Origin of the sequence: Rodentibacter myodis (assembly GCF_001999305.1) — a bacterium.
GTDB lineage: Bacteria > Pseudomonadota > Gammaproteobacteria > Enterobacterales > Pasteurellaceae > Rodentibacter > Rodentibacter myodis.
The window spans coordinates 1-20,532 of sequence record NZ_MLHQ01000004.1; the positions used below are offsets into that span (position 1 = coordinate 1).

The 20,532-nt window shown below is 39.3% G+C and carries 22 protein-coding genes; 21 read left to right on the forward strand and 1 reads right to left on the reverse strand.

The features are described 5' to 3' along the window. The 18 genes from BKL49_RS12765 to rseB form a co-directional block, all read left to right on the forward strand. On the forward strand, positions 1 to 872 hold an 872-nt coding region (locus BKL49_RS12765), incomplete at its 5' end, for a type VI secretion system Vgr family protein (protein WP_143530784.1). Between the two features lie 3 nt (positions 873 to 875). Then, entirely contained in the window at positions 876 to 1,421 is a 546-nt protein-coding gene (locus tag BKL49_RS01385; protein ID WP_077422856.1) for a DUF4123 domain-containing protein, read from the forward strand. Further along, positions 1,408 to 2,103 carry a hypothetical protein gene (locus BKL49_RS01390; RefSeq protein WP_077422857.1) on the forward strand — a complete coding sequence of 232 codons (696 nt, stop codon included), beginning with the start codon at positions 1,408 to 1,410 and terminating at the stop codon, positions 2,101 to 2,103. Before BKL49_RS01385 ends, BKL49_RS01390 begins: the two co-directional genes overlap by 14 nt. Before the next feature lie 65 nt (positions 2,104 to 2,168). Then, complete coding sequence (locus tag BKL49_RS01395) at positions 2,169 to 2,864, forward strand: hypothetical protein (RefSeq protein WP_143530785.1); 696 nt, start codon at positions 2,169 to 2,171, stop codon at positions 2,862 to 2,864. A 30-nt stretch (positions 2,865 to 2,894) separates the two neighbouring features. Then, positions 2,895 to 3,626, forward strand: coding sequence for a hypothetical protein (locus tag BKL49_RS01400; RefSeq protein WP_244151926.1), 732 nt, complete (start codon positions 2,895 to 2,897; stop codon positions 3,624 to 3,626). 30 nt (positions 3,627 to 3,656) lie between these two features. Beyond that, positions 3,657 to 4,388: a hypothetical protein gene (locus tag BKL49_RS01405; protein ID WP_244151927.1), complete on the forward strand. Its 732-nt coding sequence runs from the start codon at positions 3,657 to 3,659 to the stop codon at positions 4,386 to 4,388. Then, positions 4,385 to 5,761, forward strand: coding sequence for a phospholipase effector Tle1 domain-containing protein (locus BKL49_RS01410; protein WP_077422860.1), 1,377 nt, complete (start codon positions 4,385 to 4,387; stop codon positions 5,759 to 5,761). Before BKL49_RS01405 ends, BKL49_RS01410 begins: the two co-directional genes overlap by 4 nt. Positions 5,762 to 5,800: 39 nt before the next feature. Beyond that, complete coding sequence (locus tag BKL49_RS12550) at positions 5,801 to 5,995, forward strand: phage baseplate assembly protein V (RefSeq protein ID WP_244151928.1); 195 nt, start codon at positions 5,801 to 5,803, stop codon at positions 5,993 to 5,995. A 67-nt stretch (positions 5,996 to 6,062) separates the two neighbouring features. After that, positions 6,063 to 6,656: a bacteriophage T4 gp5 trimerisation domain-containing protein gene (locus BKL49_RS01415; protein WP_244151929.1), complete on the forward strand. Its 594-nt coding sequence runs from the start codon at positions 6,063 to 6,065 to the stop codon at positions 6,654 to 6,656. A gap of 12 nt (positions 6,657 to 6,668) precedes the next feature. Beyond that, on the forward strand, positions 6,669 to 6,998 hold the full coding sequence (locus tag BKL49_RS01420; protein ID WP_077422861.1) for a DUF4123 domain-containing protein: 330 nt from the start codon (positions 6,669 to 6,671) through the stop codon (positions 6,996 to 6,998). Between the two features lie 212 nt (positions 6,999 to 7,210). Further along, positions 7,211 to 7,687 (forward strand): DEAD/DEAH box helicase family protein, encoded by a 477-nt coding sequence (locus BKL49_RS01425; protein WP_244151930.1) that lies wholly within the window; start codon positions 7,211 to 7,213, stop codon positions 7,685 to 7,687. A gap of 10 nt (positions 7,688 to 7,697) precedes the next feature. Further along, positions 7,698 to 7,886, forward strand: a complete 189-nt coding sequence (locus tag BKL49_RS12555) for a hypothetical protein (RefSeq protein WP_244151931.1) — start codon at positions 7,698 to 7,700, stop codon at positions 7,884 to 7,886. Continuing rightward, a complete protein-coding gene (locus BKL49_RS12560; RefSeq protein ID WP_244151932.1) occupies positions 7,883 to 8,146 on the forward strand; it encodes a DUF2235 domain-containing protein in 264 nt (87 codons plus the stop codon). Before BKL49_RS12555 ends, BKL49_RS12560 begins: the two co-directional genes overlap by 4 nt. A gap of 104 nt (positions 8,147 to 8,250) precedes the next feature. Further along, positions 8,251 to 8,397, forward strand: a complete 147-nt coding sequence (locus tag BKL49_RS12565; protein WP_244151933.1) for a DUF2235 domain-containing protein — start codon at positions 8,251 to 8,253, stop codon at positions 8,395 to 8,397. A gap of 30 nt (positions 8,398 to 8,427) precedes the next feature. Further along, positions 8,428 to 9,333, forward strand: coding sequence for a DUF2235 domain-containing protein (locus BKL49_RS12570; RefSeq protein WP_244151934.1), 906 nt, complete (start codon positions 8,428 to 8,430; stop codon positions 9,331 to 9,333). Positions 9,334 to 9,480: 147 nt separating this feature from the next. Beyond that, positions 9,481 to 10,056, forward strand: coding sequence for an RNA polymerase sigma factor RpoE (rpoE, locus tag BKL49_RS01435; protein ID WP_077422862.1), 576 nt, complete (start codon positions 9,481 to 9,483; stop codon positions 10,054 to 10,056). A gap of 19 nt (positions 10,057 to 10,075) precedes the next feature. After that, positions 10,076 to 10,660, forward strand: a complete 585-nt coding sequence (locus tag BKL49_RS01440) for a sigma-E factor negative regulatory protein (protein WP_077422863.1) — start codon at positions 10,076 to 10,078, stop codon at positions 10,658 to 10,660. A 79-nt stretch (positions 10,661 to 10,739) separates the two neighbouring features. After that, entirely contained in the window at positions 10,740 to 11,693 is a 954-nt protein-coding gene (gene rseB, locus BKL49_RS01445) for a sigma-E factor regulatory protein RseB (RefSeq protein ID WP_077422864.1), read from the forward strand. Positions 11,694 to 11,978: 285 nt separating this feature from the next. On the opposite strand, the gene BKL49_RS12855 is transcribed toward rseB, so the two are convergent. Continuing rightward, a complete protein-coding gene (locus tag BKL49_RS12855) occupies positions 11,979 to 12,278 on the reverse strand; it encodes a transposase domain-containing protein (RefSeq protein ID WP_077422865.1) in 300 nt (99 codons plus the stop codon). A gap of 153 nt (positions 12,279 to 12,431) precedes the next feature. Between BKL49_RS12855 and gorA the strand changes: the two genes are divergently transcribed. The 3 genes from gorA (at position 12,432) to tamB (ending at position 20,522) form a co-directional block, all read left to right on the forward strand. Further along, a complete protein-coding gene (gorA, locus tag BKL49_RS01455) occupies positions 12,432 to 13,805 on the forward strand; it encodes a glutathione-disulfide reductase (protein ID WP_077422866.1) in 1,374 nt (457 codons plus the stop codon). A gap of 1,063 nt (positions 13,806 to 14,868) precedes the next feature. After that, positions 14,869 to 16,602: an autotransporter assembly complex protein TamA gene (gene tamA / locus BKL49_RS01460; RefSeq protein ID WP_077422867.1), complete on the forward strand. Its 1,734-nt coding sequence runs from the start codon at positions 14,869 to 14,871 to the stop codon at positions 16,600 to 16,602. A gap of 23 nt (positions 16,603 to 16,625) precedes the next feature. Next, the gene (gene tamB, locus BKL49_RS01465) at positions 16,626 to 20,522 is read left to right on the forward strand and encodes an autotransporter assembly complex protein TamB (protein WP_167367103.1); all 3,897 of its coding nucleotides are present in this window, start codon (positions 16,626 to 16,628) and stop codon (positions 20,520 to 20,522) included. The last annotated feature ends 10 nt before the right edge of the window (positions 20,523 to 20,532 follow it).

Here is a 20,532-nt window from a genome sequence, read left to right on the forward strand (position 1 = left end):
TCCCTTGGGACAGGCAAGGGAATTTTGACGAACACAGCTCATGTTGGGTACGGGTAAGCCAAGGCTGGGCGGGGGCGCAATACGGCAATATGATGATACCGCGAATTGGAGATGAAGTGCTGGTGAAATATCTACACGGCGACCCGGACCACCCCATCGTTATCGGACGCACCTACCACAGCACCACCGAACCGCCTTACACATTGCCCGAACACAAAACCCGCACCACAATCAAATCCAAAAGCCACAAAGGCAACGGGTTTAATGAATTGCGTTTTGAAGATGAAAAAGGGCAAGAGGAAGTTTTTCTTCACGCCGAAAAAGACTTAAACCACATCGTCAAACACGATGAAACAACTCAAATAGGTAATGACCGTACCGAACAAGTTAACCGAAACGAAACCCTCAACATCGGCAACAACCGCACGGAAACGGTGGCACAGGACGAAGCCCTCACCATCAACCGAGACCAATTCAAACATATCGGACGCAACCGTATCACCAAAATTGAAAAAGACGACATACTCAACGTCAATAACAACCGCTATGTGAATGTACATGGCGACACCATTATCCACGTCGGCAACGAATTAAACATTGAAGTTGCGCAAAACGGCAGCTGGCGGGCGGGGGAACTGTTTGAACAAATCTGCGACCAATTTGACCTAGAGGGTTATGAAACGGTAGAAATTAGCGGCCCGGGAGGTTCGATAATCATCGACCGGGAAGGCATCACCTTGGTGGGGGATGTGTATGTTGAGGGAGAGTTGGTGATAGAGAGTGGTTCGCCTGATATGGTGAGCACGTTACAGCTTGCCGTAAATGAAGAAATCTGTATGGATTGCTTAAAATTAAAATCCCAACAGGAATAAACTATGAAAAAAGAATTAAAACTTTATGGCTTGTTTGATACGGTGCTTATGCCAAAGGTATGGCTTAATTTAGAGGCTTGGCAATTAAAATATGCGCCTTTATATCAAGGGGATTATCAGAAAATTGCGGAGGCAATTCCCTATTTAATTGAACTTAATAGAGAGATTAATCCTTATGCGGTTGATGAATTGTTAGAAAATGATACTTATCGTGCAGGATTACTCATTACATCAAGTTTAGATATTGAAAATCTGGTTCAAACGTTGGCAAGTTTCTATCACATTATTGGCTATGATGATAAACCTTATTTAAGACGCTTTTTTGATACCCGTTTTTTTGACAAATTTCTTACCGGTTTATTGCCAGAACAGCTCAAGTTTTTATTTGGTGACGATACTGCTTTTTATTACTTTGTTTCGGAAGAACAAGGCTATCGTCAATATCAGCTTAATTCATCGCTATCACCAGTCATTTCATTTACAGCGTTATCTACTTTAAAAGAAATGATAAACCGACAGTGTTTGGGAGAACTTAATGAAAGCAAGTAAAGTCGCTATACCATTATTAATCAGTTTATTTCTATTGGGGTGTGAGAAAAGCTTTAGTGAAGAATTTTATAAAGATAGACGCTGTGTCGAAATAAAATATGAATGTTTGAATGAGTCACAGGCAATGAATAATCAGGAGAATACAATGTTTACACCAATGAAATTAAATAAAGAACAATGGGATGATATTCAATATCGTAAAAAAATAAAAATATATGGTGAAATAGCCAAAATGTTAAATATTTATTATCCCGGTTTTTGGGGAGATAGAGATGAGGTGTTTAAACTTCAATGGATTGAAAAAGTAGATGATATCACTAAACATTATTATCCAAAGAGACGAAGAGCGACTCTAGAGAAGATGGCTTCTGTTTGCGCTGTTATTGGCAGTGATTTTGAAACTAATCCTAGACTAGATTTTATAGTCCGTAAATTAAAAAATAGTTTAGATGACACTGATTTGAGTGATATAAGGGATTATTTAAGATTTGAAGTTTTAAAGAAAAACTATGATGAAGCGGGACATCAATATAACACCTGGTTTTTACGGGATGCTCAAAATGGAATGCCGCCATTTACTCGTAAAGTGCCGGATTTTAATACTGAATGGAAAGAAGATAACCCACAGGAAGATGTTTGGTCAATTTATAAAAATAATGTTAGGGGAAATGAAAATCTATGACTTGTCAAGTAATTCATGTTGGCGTGAAAAATGAATAAAAAACTAACCGCACTTTGGAGAAGATAATGAACTTAAATAAAGTTGCCATTCCATTATTTATGGGTTTATTTCTATTGGGGTGTGAGAAAAGCTTTAGTGAAGAATTTTATAAAGATAGACGCTGTGTCGAAATAAAATATGAATGTTTGAATGAGTCACAGGCAATGAATAATCAGGAGAATAATATGTTTACGCCGATGAAGTTAAACAAAGAACAATGGGATGATGTTAGACGTAGAGAAACGTTGCAGGTATATAGCGAAGTTGCCAAAATGCTGGATATTTACTATCCCGGTTTTTGGAGAGATAGAGATGAGGCGTTTAAACTTCAATGGATTGAGAATGTGGATAATATAGCAACTAAATATTATGGAAAGCATGAGCGGGGTACGTTAGAAAAAATGGCTTCGGTTTGTGCAATTGTAGGAAGTGATTTTGAGACTAATCCTGAATTGGATTTTATAGTCAAAAAACTAAAAACAAGTCATGTAGATATCCCTTTAAATGATATACGAAAATACTTGTGGCTTGAAATTCTAAAAAGAGATTTTGATCAATCTGGACGACAATATAACACTTGGAGTCTACGCTGGACGCAAGAAGGAATGCCTCCATTTACTCGTAAAGTACCGGATTTTTATACTGAATGGAAAGAAAATAATGAGCGAGAAAATGTGTGGTCGATTTATAAAAATACAGTGAGAACGGAGAATGATCTATGACGTGTCAAGTAATTCGTATTGGTATAAAAAATGAATAAAAAAACTAACCGCACTTTGGAGAAGATAATGAACTTAAATAAAATTGCCATTCCATTATTTATGGGTTTATTTCTATTGGGGTGTGAGAAAGGCTTTCGTGAAGAATTTTATAAAGATAGGCGCTGTGCCGAAATAAAATATGAATGTTTAAATGAGCCACAGGCAATGAATAATCAGGAGAATAATATGTTTACGCCGATGAAATTAAATAAAGAACAATGGGATGATATTAGACGTAGAGAAACGTTGCAGGTATATAGCGAAGTTGCCAAAATGCTGGATATTTACTATCCCGGTTTTTGGGGAGATAGAGATGAGGTGTTTAAACTTCAATGGATTGAGAATGTGGATAATATAGCAACTAAATATTATGGAAAGCATGAAAGGGGGACCTTAGAAATCATGGCTTCAGTTTGTGCTATTATAGGAAGTGATTTTGAAACTAATTCAAAGTTAAATTTTATTGTCAAAAAGATAGAGCAAGATAATTCGTTTTTAGCATTATCTAACATATTTAATTATCTGCGTTTTGAAATTTTAAATAAAGACTTTGATGAAGCGGGAAGACAATATAATACTTGGAGTTTAAGATGGGCTCAAGAAGGTATGCCACCGTTTACCCGAAAAGTACCGGACTTTTATACTGAATGGCAAGAGGATAACCCTAAAGAAAATGTATGGTTGATTTATAAAAATATGGTGAGAACGGAGAATGATCTATGACGTGTCAGGTAATTCGTATTGGTATAAAAAATGAATAAAAAAACTAACCGCACTTTGGAGAAGATAATGAACTTAAATAAAATTGCCATTCCATTATTTATGGGTTTATTTCTATTGGGGTGTGAGAAAAACTTTAGTGAAGAATTTTATAAAGATAGGCGCTGTGCCGAAATAAAATATGAATGTTTAAATGAGTCGCAAGCGATGAATAATCAGGAAAATACAATGTTTATACCAATGGAATTAAATAAAGAACAATGGGATGATATTAGACGTAGAGAAACGTTGCAGGTATATAGCGAAGTTGCCAAAATGCTGGATATTTACTATCCCGGTTTTTGGGGAGATAGAGATGAGGCGTTTAAACTTCAATGGATTGAGAATGTGGATAATATAGCAACTAAATATTATGGAAAGCATGAAAGAGGTACACTGGAAACAATGGCTTCAGTTTGTGCCATCATTGGAAGTGATTTTGAGACTAATTCTAAATTAGACTTTATTGTTAAAAAGCTCAAGACAAGCGATGTAGATACGCCATTAAATCAAATACATAATTATCTAAGATTTGAAATACTAAAAAAAGATTTTGATGAAGCAGGAAGACAGTACAACACTTGGAGTTTAAGGTGGGTGCAAGAAGGGATGCCCAAATTTACTCGTAAGGTGCCGGATTTTTATACCGAATGGAAAGAGGATAGCCCTAAAGAAAATGTGTGGTTGATTTATAAAAATACGGTGAGAACGGAGAATGATCTATGACGTGTCAGGTAATTCGTGTTGGTGTGTTTTTTGACGGTACGGGGAATAATTTATCTAATGATGAAGCGGGAAGAAGTAAGAATGGTGTAAGTAATATTGGTAAACTATATCGCTTATATCGTGATGGGGAACGTTTTGAAGGGCAAAAAATAACAGAATGTGAAGTTACCGTCAAAGCTATTTATATTGAAGGCGTAGGAACAAAAAATGGAGAAGATGATTATTCAACAGGTGGGGCTTTTGGGGCGTTAGGTGGACAACGAATACGTAGAGCAATTACTCAAGTCAAAGCTATTTTTGCAAAATACCCAGCTAGAGAATATCAACAGCAAATTGATGTGTTTGGGTTTAGTCGTGGTGCTGCGATGGCGAGGGATTTTATTAATTCTTTAGCGAACGAAGAGGTAAAGTTGAAATATCAAATAAAATTTGTTGGCATTTTTGATACGGTCGGTTCATTTGGCTACCCGGGAAACGATCAAAACTGGAAACCTAAAACAGATAAATATACTGAAACAGATCTTCTGATTGAAGATAAATTTGGTATGAAAGCACCGGAAAAATATTTTGAGCCCTATAATTTCAATCTTTCTCCAAAAAGCGCAGAACAGATAGTTCATTTTGTTGCGATGGATGAATATCGCAAAAATTTCCCCTTAACAGATACGAATGGTGTCGGATTAACTTATGAATTTATTGGCGCACATTCCGATGTGGGTGGCGGTTACGCAAAAATTGAAAAAGAAAAAATTGCAGTAATGGGGCTTAATAAATCAGAAGCAGAATTAACAGCACCCAATAAATACGGCATACAAATTGGTGAGAACTGGACGTGTTATAGCTTAGATGATTTGGTCGATGATGAGCTTCCGTATTGTAATGGAACAAGAACTATCACGGATGATTTACAGAAAGTGGCGTTAGTTGCGATGCATCGATTAGCCTTGAGGGCTGGTGTGCCTTTTAAAGAGAGTATCAAAAGCCTGTATCCCGATATTCCTGAATATGACCCCGCAGAGATGGCAAGTTTAAATTGGACGCAAGAATTACAAGATTATTTTGCTGTTGCGGTAGAAAATATTTCTGAATTGCGTGATTTTCTAAACGAGGGCGAAAAGTTAAATAATGGAGCAAAAGGGGAATTAAGAACGGATAGAAATATTCCTCATTTAAAGATATTAGCGAAATATGGACATAATTCTTCCGGTATTTTTAAAGGCGATATTTATAGACCTGCACCATTAGGATTTTATCCCCGGATATATAATTTTACTGCTGAAGATATTGCCAAATCCCCGATAAATAGAGTGAAAGATGTACCAAAACGAAATGTGTTTCATAATAATGTGAAGCAAGCGATTGTAAAAGCGTAGTCTATCAATCTATTGATTTATCGACCGCACTTTTTGAAAGTGCGGTTAATTTTTGGTTCTTTTAAATTAATATCAAAATCATACTTGGTACGGGTAAGCCAAGACTGGGCGGGGGCGCAATACGGTAATATGATGATACCGCGAATCGGCGATGAAGTGTTGGTGAAATATCTACACGGCAACCCGGACCACCCCATCGTTATCGGGCTCACCTACCACAGCACCACCTTATAGGCTCCCCGAACACAAAACCCGCACCACAATCAAATCCAAAAGCCACAAAGGCAACGGGTTTAATGAATTGCGTTTTGAAGATGAAAAAGGGCAAGAGGAAGTTTTTCTTCACGCAGAAAAAGACTTAAACCACATCGTCAAACAGGACGAAACCACCCAAGTGGGCAACAACCGCACCGAACAAGTGAGTCGAAATGAAACCGTCCACATCGGGCACAACCGCATGGAAACCGTCGGACAAGACGAAGACCTCACTATTAACCGAGACCAAACCCAAAACATAGGACGTAACCGCATCACCAAAGTGGAAAAAGACGACATACTCAACGTCAATAACAACCGCTATGTAAATGTGCACGGTGACACCATTATCCATGTTGGCAATGAACTCAACATTGAAGTAGCCCAAAACGGCAGTTGGCAGGCAGGTGAGCTTTTTGAACAGATTTGTGAAGAGTTTGACTTAGAGGGTTATGAAACGGTAGAAATTAGCGGCCCGGGAGGTTCGATAGTTATCAACCGAGAAGGCATAGAGTTAATTGGAAATGTGTATATTGAGGGCGAGCTGGTCATGGATACTGGTTCGCCTGATATGGTGAGTGCGTTACAGCTTGCCGTAAATGAAGAAATCTGTATGGATTGCTTAAAATTAAAATCCTAACAGGAATAAACTATGAAAAAAGAATTAAAACTTTATGTCTTGCTTGATACGGTGCTTATGCCAAAGGTATGGCTTAATTTAGAGGCTTGGCAATTAAATTTTGAACCTTTATATCAAGGTGATTATCAACTGATTGCAGAAGCTATTCCATATTTGATTGAATTGGATCAATCGGTAAATAGTCGTGTTGTAAAAGAGTTCTTTACCTCAGAAGATTACCACTCTGCTTTATTTATTTGTTCATATTTTTCTATTGAAGAATTAGTAAAAAGATTGGCATTTTTTTACCATGTAGAAGATGATCGTGGCATACCCTATCTAAGACGATTTTTTGACATTTGATTGTTTGATCATTTTTTAAAAACATTATCACCTGATGAAATTGCTTTTCTTTTTAGTAAGGGTAGTCGTTTTTATCATTTTCTTTCAAAAGAGATGAAGACTTATCGTCTGTATGGTGAGAATAAAGATAATCCAACAGTTTATTCAGATTATTCCGATCTAACAGAAATTGAAAAATATGATGAATTTTTACCACACTTTTAAGGAGAAAAATGTTTTATAAAAAGATTTTTTGGGTTTTATCTTTTTGTTGGTTAGTTGGCTGTAATAAAAGTTTCCGTGATGAATTTTATGAAAATCGTCAATGTGCGGAAATTAAATATGAATGTTTAAATGAATCAACGGAGAACAAGATGTTAGATACCAATAAACCTTATCGACTTAATCAGGTGCAATTAAATGATATTCGCAGAAGAGAAACATTGAAAGTTTATGATGAAGTGGCACAAATGTTGGATATTTATTATCCGGGATTTTGGCAGGATAAAGATAAGGCATTTCAATTAAAATGGGTTGAAGAAGTGGATAATATTGTTACTAAATATTATGGAAAGCATGAGAGAGGGCTTTTAGAAAAAATGGCATCTATATGTGCTATTACGGGAAATGATTTTGAAATGAAACCAGATTTGAAATTTATTGTGAATGAGCTAAAAATTGGTAATCCATATGTTTCTTTAAAAAAATAGAGGGTTTGAAGTGCTAAAAGAAGATTATAGTTTGACAGGAAGACAATATAATAACTGGTCTTTGAGAGGTGTACAGGAGGGAATGCCGATTATGACTCGTAAATTGCCTGATTTTAATAAAGATTGGAAAGAGGATAGTTTAGAAAGAAATAAATGGTCTATCTATAAAAAAACGGTTCGAGGAGTTAGTGATCTATGACATGCAAAGTAATTCGTATTGGTGTTTTCTTTGATGGAACAGGCAATAATTTATTTAATGATGAAGCGGGGATAAGTAAAAATGGGGTTAGTAATATTGGTAAACTTTATCGTTTGTACCAAGATGGTCAGGTTCTAAAAGGACAAAAATTAACAGAATGTGAGATTACGGTGAAAGCTATTTATATTGAAGGAGTGGGGACAAATAAGGGGAAAGAGGATTACTCAACTGGTGGTGCATTTGGTGCATTGGGGGGATAAGGGTTAACCAGGCAATTGACGAGATTAAAGTAATTTTTGAAAAATATCCTAATATAGAATATCAGCAACAAGTTGATATTTTGGGGTTTAACCGTGGTGCTGCAATGGCGAGAGATTTTATAAATTCTTTAGCCAAAGTTCCTAAGTTATTTTATAAAATTAAATTTGTAGGCTTATTTGATACCGTTGGTTCTTTCGGTTTCCCCGGCGATGACAAGAACTGGAAAGCAAAAACGAAATATTTTTCATAAGGCAATGTTGAAATATTGATTCGAGATATATTGGATTCAACTCCGCCGGAAAAATACTACGAACGCTTTAATTTTAATCTTTCGCCCAAAAGTGGTGAACAAATTGTTCATTTTGTTGCAGTGGATGAATATCGTAAAAATTTCCCGTTAACAAACACAAATGGTACCTGGCTGACTTATGAATTTATCGGTGCGCACTCTGATGTCGGTGATGGCTATGCTAGTTTGGAAAAAGAGAAAATCGCTGATGGGTTTGGTAAGAAAAAATCAAAAACACAAAGTGAAAATGCTTTGCTCTCTCCTTCTGAAAATGAAATTCAAATAGGTGAAAATTGGAAATGTGGTATACCAGTTTCAAGTTCCTCTAGGATACTTTCCGGCCTTCAATATTGTGAAGGCGAGAGAACGATTACTGATGATCTTCAAAAGGTTGCTTTGATTGCGATGTATCGTTTAGCAATTAAGGCAGGTGTTCCGTTTAAGAAAAATATCCATGACCAATATCCTGACATTCCTGAGCCTAATTTGCCAGATGAACAAAGTTATGGCGATGAATCGGAAGGCTCGCTTGAACAAAATATGCAATCATTAGGCTGGACAAAGGAATTGCAAGATTATTGTATAACCGCAACAAGAAATATTACGGAATTGCACGATTTCCTAGGTGAGGGGGAGAAAAAAACAAATGGCGCGCAAGGCGCACTGCGTGTTGATCGTAATATTCCACATTTGAAGATTTTAGCCAAATATGCTCACCATTCTGCAGGTATTTATAAGAGTGAAGTTTATCTTCCCGCTCCGTTAGGGTTTAAGCATCGATTGTATAATGATACCCTAGAAGATATTGCTAAATCGCCAATAAATCGAGATGCAAGAACGAATATTCCTAGAAGGGATGTGTTTGATAATGATCCGAAACAGGCAATAATTAAGTAAGATTAATAGTACAATATTATTGTAAAAAAGAACGTTTTAATTTACTTTTCAATCTTTGAACTTTTTAAAATTGCTTATGTCAGATAGAACAATAAAAGCTTGCTGTCTTGAATATTAAGGCGTGTTAGGCATAGTATTAGGAGAAATATGGCTGAACAGCTAACAGATCAAGCTTTGGTAGAAAGGGTGCAGCAAGGCGATAAAAAAGCCTTTAATTTATTGGTTTCGCGTTATCAAAATAAAGTAGCAGGGTTATTAACCCGCTATGTTTCGCGTAATGACATTCCTGATGTTGTGCAAGAATCCTTTATTAAAGCCTATCGTTCTATTGAATCTTTCCGTGGCGATAGTGCGTTCTACACTTGGCTATATCGAATTACCGTGAATACGGCAAAAAATTATTTAACGGCGCAGGGGCGCCGTCCACCAAGCGAAGATATTTTGGCGGAAGATGCCGAAGGCTATGATGTGGGAACCCATCTTCGTGATGTTGATACCCCTGAAAATGAAATGTTATCCGGTGAATTGGAAAAAATCGTGTTTGATACGATTAACGGTATGCCGGAAGATTTAAAAACTGCGATCACCCTTCGCGAGCTTGAGGGATTAAGTTATGAAGATATCGCAGGGATTATGGATTGTCCCGTAGGCACTGTACGTTCTCGAATTTTCCGCGCACGTGAAATTATCGAAAACAAAATACAACCGCTTATGCAACATTAAAATAAAGTCGGAGTTTAAAATGCAAAAAGAACTACTTTCAGCCTATATGGATGGTGAGCAGGTTGATAAATCGTTCACAAAAGAACTGTGTGATAATGAATCCTTACAACAATCTTGGGTAAGCTATCACGTGGCACGCGCGGTGATTCGTAAAGAAAGTGCGGTTTTATTAGGCGCAGATTTTACGGCAAAAATGGCGGATTTAATTGAGAATGAAGAAATTGAGAAATTGACGATTACCGAATCTCAACCAACCGTTGAAGAAGTGCAAAATTTACCATTTATGCGTAAATTTAAGGCGTTCTTTGCCCCAATGGCTCAAATTGCCGTCGCCGCTGGGGTGTGCTTGGTTGCCGTGCTTGGGGTGCAATCTTTCAATGCGAAAAATGATGCGAACAATGCACCGGAAACTCCGGTTTTGCAAACTTTACCATTTAATAATTCGGTTCAAGAAGTTAGCTACAACGCTCCGACCAAAGATGTGGCGACAACCGATCAAATGGAACAAAAAAATCGCCGTATTGGCGCAATGTTGCAAAATTATGAATTACAACGCCGTATCCACGCCGATGCACTGAATGTTAGTGCTAATCAAGCCAAATAATAATCTAATAAATATGAATAAATCACCACCTGATCAATCTCGATGAAGTGGTGATTTTTTATGAACAGTCAAAAATTTTATGAAAAAAATATCCCTAAAATTGACCGCACTTTTGCTTGCATTGTTTTTTAGCTTTTCGGCTTTTGCAGAAGAAGTTTCAACTAAGCAGGCATTAGAGAAAATGGTGCAAGCTGTAAACGGGCTTAATTATGAAATTGCTTTCGTGCAAACCTCACCAAACAATATGGACTCTTTTCGTTATCGCCACATCAAGAGGGATAACAAAACATACGCTCAATTAGTCACCCTTGATGGCGAACAGCAGGAAATTATTCAGCGTGACAATTTAGTCAGTTATTTTCAGCCTAATTCCCGTGCATTCACCTTAAATAGTGGGAATATTGTGGATGCGCTGCCGGCAATTATTCGTAGCAATATTGATAAATTGGCAGAAAATTACGACTTTATTTTTCTAGGTAAAAATCGTGTCGCCGGACGTTTTGTAGATACCATTCGCATTGCTCCAAAAGATGATTTTCGCTATCAATATCTGGTTTTTTTAGATGAAGAAAACGGTTTATTGCTTCGTGGCGATATGCTTGATCGTGACGGAAAATTGTTAGACCAATTTCGTGTTGTGACGCTTTACATTGACGATAGTTTGAAAGGCTTAACCAATTATCTCAACAAAGTTTCTATGCCGCCGTTATTAAATGAAACGCAAAATACGGCACTTTCTTTGAATTGGAAAGCGGGTTGGTTGCCTCGAGGATTTGAAAGTATCCGAAAAAGCCAAGATTTATTTGATGGTGAAGTGATCGACAGTACCTTATTTAGTGATGGTTTATTCACCTTCACGTTATATGTGACAAAAGCAGAAAACCAACAGCCTAATCAAGAAAAAACCTGGAAACAGGGTGAGTTTACTTTATACAGTGAAGTCATCGGAGATAAAGAAATCACCTTTATCGGACAACTCCCCATTGCCACAGCAAAACGTATTGTACAAGAAGTGAAATTTGATAATCCTTAAAAGGAAAAAATGCGGTTTATAACGACCGTAATGCCGGTCAGTTAACCCACTGACCGGCTCTTTTTATATGATTATTTAAGCATTTTTTCTCTCACAACTCTCGGATAGCTTCGCTTTTTCTTATTAGAAAGTTCACAATATCCTAACTCATCTAAAAGCGATTGATACGCCTTAGGTAAATTTCCCGGGCTTAATGATACGCTGGTGAAGTAAACGATAACAGAAGCACTACATCCGGCAAAGCTGAGGTTATTCGGGTGATTCCTTTGCACTTTGCTACCTCAGTCATTGCTTTTCGGATGAGGTTATACTCCGGTAAAATTCCCAAAATCTCTTGCTCGACCCTCTCAAAGATTGTTTGCGATAAAGCCCGATGCCAATGACCGATTCAGGGAGAAGTCTACGCTTTCTCACTGTTGCGATACCACTTTCTTCTAGAGCTTGAGAGACCAATTCATCATCAAGGAAGGAGCTGAGTTTGTTGAGGGTATAGTGTAAAGAACAATGAAAAGTTGTTTTGAGGGCTTGTGAGAATTTCATAGATAATCCGGTATCAAAGTTGATACTGGATGATTTAACGATCATTTTCGATCGTCAAGAGGATTAACTAATCTGCATTACGGTTAAAATCAACCGCACTTTTCCTATATAGACATTTCCAATCACACTAATCTATGGCGTTATTGAACAAATTTCGGCAAAATACGGAAAATTTTTATTTTTAAAAAGGATTAAATGATGACGAAACATTATGATTATATTGCTATTGGTGGCGGTAGCGGTGGTATTGCTTCTATCAACCGTGCAGCAAGTTATGGTAAAAAATGTGCGATTATTGAGGCGAAATATTTGGGGGGAACCTGTGTCAATGTAGGTTGCGTACCGAAAAAAGTGATGTTTTATGGCGCACATATTGCCGAAGCCATCCACAATTATGCGCCGGATTATGGGTTTGATGTAGAACTCAAAAAATTTGATTTTGGGAAACTTGTTGAAAGCCGCCAAGCCTATATTAGTCGCATTCACACTTCTTATAACAACGTGTTAAGCAAAAATAACATTGATGTGATTAATGGTTTTGGCAAGTTTATTGATGCTCACACCATTGAAGTGACCTTTGCAGATGGCTCAACAGAGCGTGTTACGGCAGATCATATTTTGATTGCGACCGGTGGCCGTCCATTCCGTCCACATTCGATTAAAGGGCAGGAATATGGTATCGATTCGGATGGATTTTTTGCCTTAAGGGAAGTGCCAAAACGCGTGGCAATTATTGGTGCCGGTTATATCGCGGTGGAGCTTGCCGGCGTATTAAACAGCCTTGGCGCGGAAACTCATTTAGTGGTTCGCCGTCACGCGCCAATGCGTAATCAAGATCCGATGATTGTTGAAACATTACTTGAGGTGTTGGAACAAGACGGTATTGTTTTACATAAACACACCACAATTCAAGAAATCATCAAAAATGAAGATGGTTCTTTAACCGCTAAATTTGATCACGAACGTAGTGTTACCGTGGATTGTGTGATTTGGGCGGCGGGGCGCGAACCGGCAACAGATAAGATTGGTTTGGAAAATGCGGGGGTAGAAACCAACGAGCGTGGTTATATCAAAGTAGATAAATATCAAAATACTAACGTAAAAGGTATTTATGCTGTGGGTGATATTATTGAAGGCGGTATTGAATTAACACCGGTTGCTGTGGCGGCAGGTCGCCGTTTATCGGAACGTTTATTCAATAATAAACCGAATGAACACCTAGATTACAACCTTGTTCCAACCGTTGTCTTTAGCCATCCACCAATCGGCACAATCGGTTTAACCGAGCCGCAAGCGATTGAACAATATGGCGAAGAAAATGTGAAAGTGTATAAATCTTCTTTCACGGCAATGTATACGGCGGTAACACAACATCGTCAACCTTGCCGTATGAAATTAGTTTGTGTCGGAAAAGAAGAAAAAATCGTTGGCTTACACGGCATTGGTTTTGGCGTGGATGAGATGATTCAAGGTTTTGCCGTTGCAATCAAAATGGGTGCAGCCAAGGCAGATTTTGATAACACCGTAGCAATTCACCCAACAGGTTCGGAAGAATTTGTGACAATGCGTTAAGACTTTCTTAACTTAAACGGTGTAGGGACACAATGCGTCCATGTTTAAAAACAAAATGACAATGAGTTAATATTGTGAATGGATTAAGCGTGGCGTTCCAGTTTTCCTAAGGAGCGGTTTATTGTCCAGCTACTACACTGCTTATCCGGTTATTTGGGTTTTGTGTGTTTGCTACACCATATCGAAAATAAAAAAAGAGCAGTTAAAATTAACCGTAATGCAGCTCAGTTAATCCTCTTGACGATCGAAAATATCCGGTATCAACTTTGATACCGGATTATCTATGAAACTCTCACAAGCCCTTAAAACAACTTTTCACCGTTCTTCATATATACCCTCAACAAACTCAGCTCTTTCCTTGATGATGAATTGGTCTCTCAAGCTTTAGAAGAAAGTGGTATAACAATAGTGAGAAAGCGTAGACTTCTCCTTGAATCAGTCATTGGCATCGGGCTTTATCGCAAACAATCTTTGAGAGGGTCGAGCAAGAGATTTTGGGAATTTTACCGGCGTATAATCTCATCCGAAAAGCAAGGACTGAGGTGGCAAAGTGCAAAGGAATCACCCCGAATAACCTCAGCTTTGCCGGATGTAGTGCTTCTGTTATCGCTTACTTCACTGGCGTATCATTTAGCCCGGGAAATTTACCTAAGGCGTACCAATCGCTTTAGATGAGTTGGAGCATTGTGAACTTTCTAATAAGAAAAAGCGAAGCTATCCGAGAGTTGTGAGAGAAAAAATGCTTAAATATCATATAAAAAGAGCCGGTCAGTGGGTTAACTGACCGGCATTACGGTCGTTATAAACCTCATTTTTTTATATGTTGTTTTTCAGTGTGATGTTGCAAGCGTACAAAGAAAAAATTATGCGGAAAGTAGGGACGCCACGCTTGGTGTTCTTATTAAAATTTAAAAACTTTCAATAAGGATACCGATGTGGCACGGCTGCATAATATCGTTGTTTTTATGAAAAATTTGTAAAAAACGTTCAAACGACCTGATTTTATCGGTAAACTATCGCCCGTTATGAATTGATCTTTTTTACTCTGTTTAGCTAATCAAAAATGAAAAAAATCCCCTCCAAATTGACCGCACTTTTGCTTTCTTTTTCGGCGTTTTCCGTTTTGGCAGAACAAACCGTGGATATTGAAATTCGTGGTATCAAAGGTGAACGTGCAATTCGTAATACGGAATTGAATGTTGAACTTATCGAAAAAGAAGAAATGGACGGTTCGGATCGTTATAAACAATTGGTGACCGATGCCGTGGATAAAGGGCTGCGTGTATTTGGTTATTATGATTCTTCCGTTACTTTTGAATTGAAAAAACGTCAGGGCAGAGATTTATTAATTGCCAATGTGACCCCGGGCGAGCCGACACGTATTGCCGGTACGGATGTCAAAATTGAAGGCGAAGCCGCACAAGATGAAGCCTTTGAGGCATTGCGTAAAAATTTGCCAAAAGAGGGGGAATTGGTTGAACATCAAAAATATGATGATTACAAAAGCAGTATCTCAAGTCTTGCACTTGCGAGGGGATATTTAGACGGTAGATTTGCGATTTCCCGTTTAGAGATCAGCCCTGAGACCCATCAGGCTTGGTGGCGTATGCTGTTTGAAAGCGGCGTGCGCTATCATTATGGCAATATTAAATTTAACCATTCACAAATTCGCGAAGATTATTTGCAAAATATGTTGAAGATTCATTCGGGTGAACCTTACTTGGTGAGTCAGCTTTCTGAATTAACGAATGACTTTTCTTCAACCAACTGGTTTAGTTCTGTGCTGTTGCAACCTCAAGTGGATGAGCAGGAAAAAGTAGTGAATTTAGAAGTGTTACTTTACCCACGTAAGAAAAATGCAATGGAACTGGGCGTGGGGTTTGCAACAGACACCGGCCCGCATTTGCAAATTGGTTGGACAAAACCTTGGATTAATGATCGAGGGCATAGTTTTCGCACGAACCTTTATCTTTCTTCTCCGAAACAAACCGTTGAAGCGACTTACAAAGTTCCACTGTTGAAAAATCCGCTTAATTATTATTATGAATTTTCCGGTGGTTTGGAAAACGAAGATAAGAATGATACCAAAACAACGGCACTGACCCTTGCCGGTTTGCGTTATTGGAATAATGCCGAAGGATGGCAATATTTTGCCGGTGTGCGGGCGCGTTACGATAAATTTACCCAAGCGGATGTGGAAGATAAAACCTTGTTGGTGTATCCCACCGGTGGTTTTAACCGAACCCGTTTGCGTGGCGGAATGTTCCCAACTTGGGGTGATACACAAAAAATTACCGTAGATGTGGCTTATAAGGGACTCATTTCTGATGTGAGCTTTTTTAAAGTTCAGGCTTCAACCGGTTGGATTCGTACTTATGCGGAAAATCACCGCATTATCACCCGTGCGGAAATCGGTTATTTAAACACCAAGGATATTAATAAAATTCCCCCTACACTTCGCTTTTTCGCCGGTGGGGATCGTAGCGTTCGCGGCTATGGTTATAAAAAAATCTCGCCGAAAGGCAGCAATGGTAAATTGGTTGGCGGCTCCCGCTTGTTGACCGGTTCATTTGAATATCAATATCAGGTTTATCCTTCGTGGTGGGCGGCAACCTTTGTTGATGCGGGGCTTGCGGCAAACAGTTTTAGCCAAGAAGAATTGCGTTATGGCGCAGGCGTGGGCGTGCGTTGGGCATCACTGGTCGGGGCGATTAAATTTGATATTGGCACGCCGATTCGTGATAAAGACGACAGCAAAAATATTCAATTTTACATTGGTTTAGGGACGGAAATTTAGGTGGAACAATGTCAGAACAAGAAATGAAACAAAAAGCACACCAATCTGAACAATCACCAAAATCAGCCAAAACCAAAAAGAAAAAAGGTTGTGTGCGTAAAGCATTTTACATTGGAAGTGCGGTCGTTTTTACGCCTGTTTTAGCACTGGTGGGGGCGTTATCTTTTGATCAAGGTCAGCGTGCTTTAGTTGAGCTGACGGATAAATTTCTTGATAGCCTTTCCATTGAACAGGTTGAAGGCGGTTTGCAACAAGGATTGGTTTTACACAACGTGCGTTATCAAACGGCAGGCATTGACACCCAAATTACACAAGCCCGCTTGCAAATGGATTTTGGTTGTTTGCTTTCCCGTAAAATTTGCGTGGAAGACCTTTCCATAAAAGCCCCCACCATTTTGATTGATACGGCACAATTACCGCCTTCGGAAGAGAAGCAAACCCAATCTTCTCCAATGGAAAAAATCCACTTACCGTTATCGGTGGAAGTGAAAAATGTGGCGTTAGATAATTTAAATCTCCAAATTGATAAAAGCCACATTACCCTCGAACATTTCCAAAGTGCGGTGGATTTGAATAATGAATCTGGTTTAACCCTTGCGCCGACAGAATTTAATACACTGAAGGTTCTGCGTGTTCAATCCCCACCGGCAGACACAAAGCCAACCGAACCAAAAGACAATCAACCCACCGATTGGACGGCGATAGAACAACGCCTGACACCGGCATTTTTAGGCAATTTAACGGAAGTAAATTTGCCTTTTGATCTTCATATTCCAAAACTTTCTGCGCAAAATTGGCAATATGTTAGCCAAAACGAACAAGGCGAAGAATTACAACGTATCACGCTCCCTTCCTTGCTTTTACAGGCTGATGCGACAGAGCATCTTGTTCGGCTGCAGAAATTGGCGATTGAAAGTTCCCTTGGCTCGTTAAATTCTCAGGGGACATTACAGCTTAATGGTGATTTTCCGTTGGATTTAACACTTGGTGCTTCACTCAATGCCTTTAAATCCGAAGGTAAGGAAATGCTGCCGCCAAGCAAGGTGGATTTATCCCTTTCGGGATCATTGAAAAAAACGACCGCACTTTCTCTGAAAACCAACGGTGTGTTAAATGCCGCATTAACGGCGGAAGTCAAATTGGCGGAAGAGAAAATGCCGTTGGATCTCACCCTCAACGCCAACAAGGGACAATATGCCTTTGCACCGGCATTATCACCGCTCAAAATAAATGATGTGGTGCTAAAACTTTCGGGCAATTTGTTGGATTATCACGCTGAGCTTGTGGGCGGTGTGGAAGGAATGGATCATATTCCGCATACGCATTTGGAACTGAATGCCGATGGCAAATTGTACGCCGTGAATATTCATCAATTAAGTCTTGCGGCATTAGAGGGGACGGCGAAGCTTTCAGGCTCGGCAAACTGGAAAGCAGGCGTGCAATGGAATGTGGAGGCGGATTTAAACAAAATGAATATCCGTCCTTATGTGCCTGCAATGCCGGCTGTGTTATCCGGTAAATTAACCACCACCGGTGCGGCAGGAGAGCAGGGTTGGCAGGTGGATGTGCCAACTATTGATTTAACCGGTTCACTTTCCAACCGCCCATTAAGCCTAAAAGGCAGTGTGGCATTAAGTGATAAAACCTTGCTGAACACACCGAATTTATCCCTCAACTATGGCGATAACAAAATTTATGCTAAAGGTACGTTAAGTGAACAGTCGGATTTAGCCCTTGATATTAATGCCCCAAACTTACGTGGTTTGTATGGGGATTTAAGCGGCTCACTTGTGGGGAAAGCCGCCATCCAAGGGAAATTGAGCGAGCCAAATGTAACGCTTGATCTCAATAGCCGACAACTTCATTGGCAGAATTTGGATATTGCCAATGCAATGGTGAAAGGTGATGTTTCAGGTGCGCCCATTATTAAGGGAAATTTGAGCGTAAAAGGCGGCAATATTCATTACGGCGACAGCGTGGCTATTCGTAATGTGGATCTCACCCTTTCGGGCGATGAAAAAAATCATCAATTCATATTGGCTTCGCAGGGCGAACCGGTGGCGGCGGATTTAAAAATCTCGGGCAATTTTGACTGCACTTCGCAACAGTGGAAAGGCACACTAAGCCAAGTAAACATTGCCACCCCGATAGGTGATGTCAAACCTAATCAGGCGATTTCCGTTGTGTATGACAACGCAAAAACACAGGCGACCATTGGTGCGCATTGTTGGCAAAACCGCGATGTGGATTTATGTTTTCCGCAAACCTTTACGGCAGGGACAAATGGCGAAATTCCTTTTAATCTAAAACGTATTAATTTGGATTTGGTGAATACGTTTATTGGACAAGAGAGCCTAAAAGGCAACCTTCGCAGCGAAGGCAAAGTCGCGTGGTTTCGCGATAAACCTTTGAGGCTGAATCTTGCTTTAAATGGCGATAATTTAGCCCTTGCGCAAAAATTGGATTACCGCACTTTCAAACTGACAATTCCGAAACTGACACTAAATGCCGAGATTCAAAATAATAATCTGAGTTTGAAATCCGACATTAACGTACAAAATCAAGGTCGCATTAATGCGGATTTAAAATTGAATGATTTAAGCGGCACTCGTCATCTTGGTGGGACGTTTGCCATCGAGCGTTTAAATCTTGCCTTGGCGAATCAGTTGTTTAGTAATGGTGAATCCGTTAATGGTGAAATTATTTCTAAAGTGACCTTAGGCGGAAATCTTGAGAAGCCTTTATTGAATGGGAATTTTGACATTCGCAATGTGAGAACCAAGTTGAAAACCTTGCCTTTTGAAGTGACGAACGGTGATGTTGCCATTCGTTTTGAAGGTACGCGTTCGACTTTACAGGGCAATGTGCAAACTGCGGACGGTAATTTGAGATTGATCGGCAATGCAAATTGGGCGAATGTTGCCAATTGGACAACGGAAGTGCGGGCGGAAACAGAGAGTTTTAAACTCAATTTGCCTTCAATGGGGAAACTCCAATTTTCCACCAATGTAACGGCAAAAGCCACACCAAAATTGTTGGATCTCTCGGGCGAGGTGGAGATTCCGTGGGCGCGTATTAAAGTAGATGATTTACCGGAAAATGCCGAACCGGTCAGTTCGGACGAAGTGATTTTAAACGGGCCACGTAAAAGTAAGGAAGAATTAATTAACCGTGAATTTGCGGCGACAACCCAATCCGGTATGGAAATTCGTTCTGACTTAAAAATCAAAATTGGCAAAGATGTACATTTTGATGCTTATGGCTTTAAATCTAATTTAGAAGGGTTACTTTCCCTTAAACAAGAAAAAGGACGTTTGGGATTGTACGGACAGATTGATCTGAAAAATGGTCGCTATGCCTCTTTTGGACAGGATTTATTGGTACGCAAAGGACAAATTAATTTTGCCGGCTTGCCTTCACAACCAATGTTAAATATTGAAGCCATTCGGAATCCGGAAGCGATGGAAGATAATAAAATTACTGCGGGCGTGAAAGTGGTTGGCATTGCCACCAGTCCTGAAGTGACCATTTTTTCCGAGCCAAGCAAACCGCAGGATCAAGCCCTTTCTTACTTGCTCACCGGACGTTCTTTGGAAGACAGCGGACAAGCCGGATCCGGCGGCTCAGTGGGGGCGGCACTGCTTGGTATGGGACTTGCCAAAAGCGGTAAATTGGTTGGTGGCATAGGGGAAGCCTTTGGGATTCAAGATCTCAATCTTGGCACGGCAGGTGTGGGCGACAGCTCCAAAGTGCAAGTGAGCGGTAACATTGGTAAACGGTTACAGGTGAAATATGGGGTAGGTTTGTTTGATGGTTTGGCAGAAGTTACCTTGCGTTATCGTCTATTGCCGCAGCTTTATTTCCAATCGGTTTCCGGCACAAACCAAGTGTTTGATTTACTTTATCAGTTTGAATTTTAGGAATGATGAT

Bases quoted from the DNA above. Each gene is read 5' to 3' on its own strand.
- BKL49_RS12565 (WP_244151933.1), top strand. From the start codon at position 8,251: ATGGCGAGAGATTTTATAAATTCTTTAGCCAAAGTTCCTAAGTTATTT.
- BKL49_RS12855 (WP_077422865.1), bottom strand. From the start codon at position 12,278: ATGATCGTTAAATCATCCAGTATCAACTTTGATACCGGATTATCTATG.
- BKL49_RS01405 (WP_244151927.1), top strand. From the start codon at position 3,657: ATGAATAAAAAAACTAACCGCACTTTGGAGAAGATAATGAACTTAAAT.
- BKL49_RS01385 (WP_077422856.1), top strand. From the start codon at position 876: ATGAAAAAAGAATTAAAACTTTATGGCTTGTTTGATACGGTGCTTATG.
- BKL49_RS01420 (WP_077422861.1), top strand. From the start codon at position 6,669: ATGAAAAAAGAATTAAAACTTTATGTCTTGCTTGATACGGTGCTTATG.
- BKL49_RS01390 (WP_077422857.1), top strand. From the start codon at position 1,408: ATGAAAGCAAGTAAAGTCGCTATACCATTATTAATCAGTTTATTTCTA.
- rpoE (WP_077422862.1), top strand. From the start codon at position 9,481: ATGGCTGAACAGCTAACAGATCAAGCTTTGGTAGAAAGGGTGCAGCAA.
- BKL49_RS12560 (WP_244151932.1), top strand. From the start codon at position 7,883: ATGACATGCAAAGTAATTCGTATTGGTGTTTTCTTTGATGGAACAGGC.
- tamA (WP_077422867.1), top strand. From the start codon at position 14,869: ATGAAAAAAATCCCCTCCAAATTGACCGCACTTTTGCTTTCTTTTTCG.
- gorA (WP_077422866.1), top strand. From the start codon at position 12,432: ATGACGAAACATTATGATTATATTGCTATTGGTGGCGGTAGCGGTGGT.
- tamB (WP_167367103.1), top strand. From the start codon at position 16,626: ATGAAACAAAAAGCACACCAATCTGAACAATCACCAAAATCAGCCAAA.
- rseB (WP_077422864.1), top strand. From the start codon at position 10,740: ATGAAAAAAATATCCCTAAAATTGACCGCACTTTTGCTTGCATTGTTT.
- BKL49_RS01395 (WP_143530785.1), top strand. From the start codon at position 2,169: ATGAACTTAAATAAAGTTGCCATTCCATTATTTATGGGTTTATTTCTA.
- BKL49_RS01410 (WP_077422860.1), top strand. From the start codon at position 4,385: ATGACGTGTCAGGTAATTCGTGTTGGTGTGTTTTTTGACGGTACGGGG.
- BKL49_RS01400 (WP_244151926.1), top strand. From the start codon at position 2,895: ATGAATAAAAAAACTAACCGCACTTTGGAGAAGATAATGAACTTAAAT.
- BKL49_RS01440 (WP_077422863.1), top strand. From the start codon at position 10,076: ATGCAAAAAGAACTACTTTCAGCCTATATGGATGGTGAGCAGGTTGAT.
- BKL49_RS01425 (WP_244151930.1), top strand. From the start codon at position 7,211: ATGTTTTATAAAAAGATTTTTTGGGTTTTATCTTTTTGTTGGTTAGTT.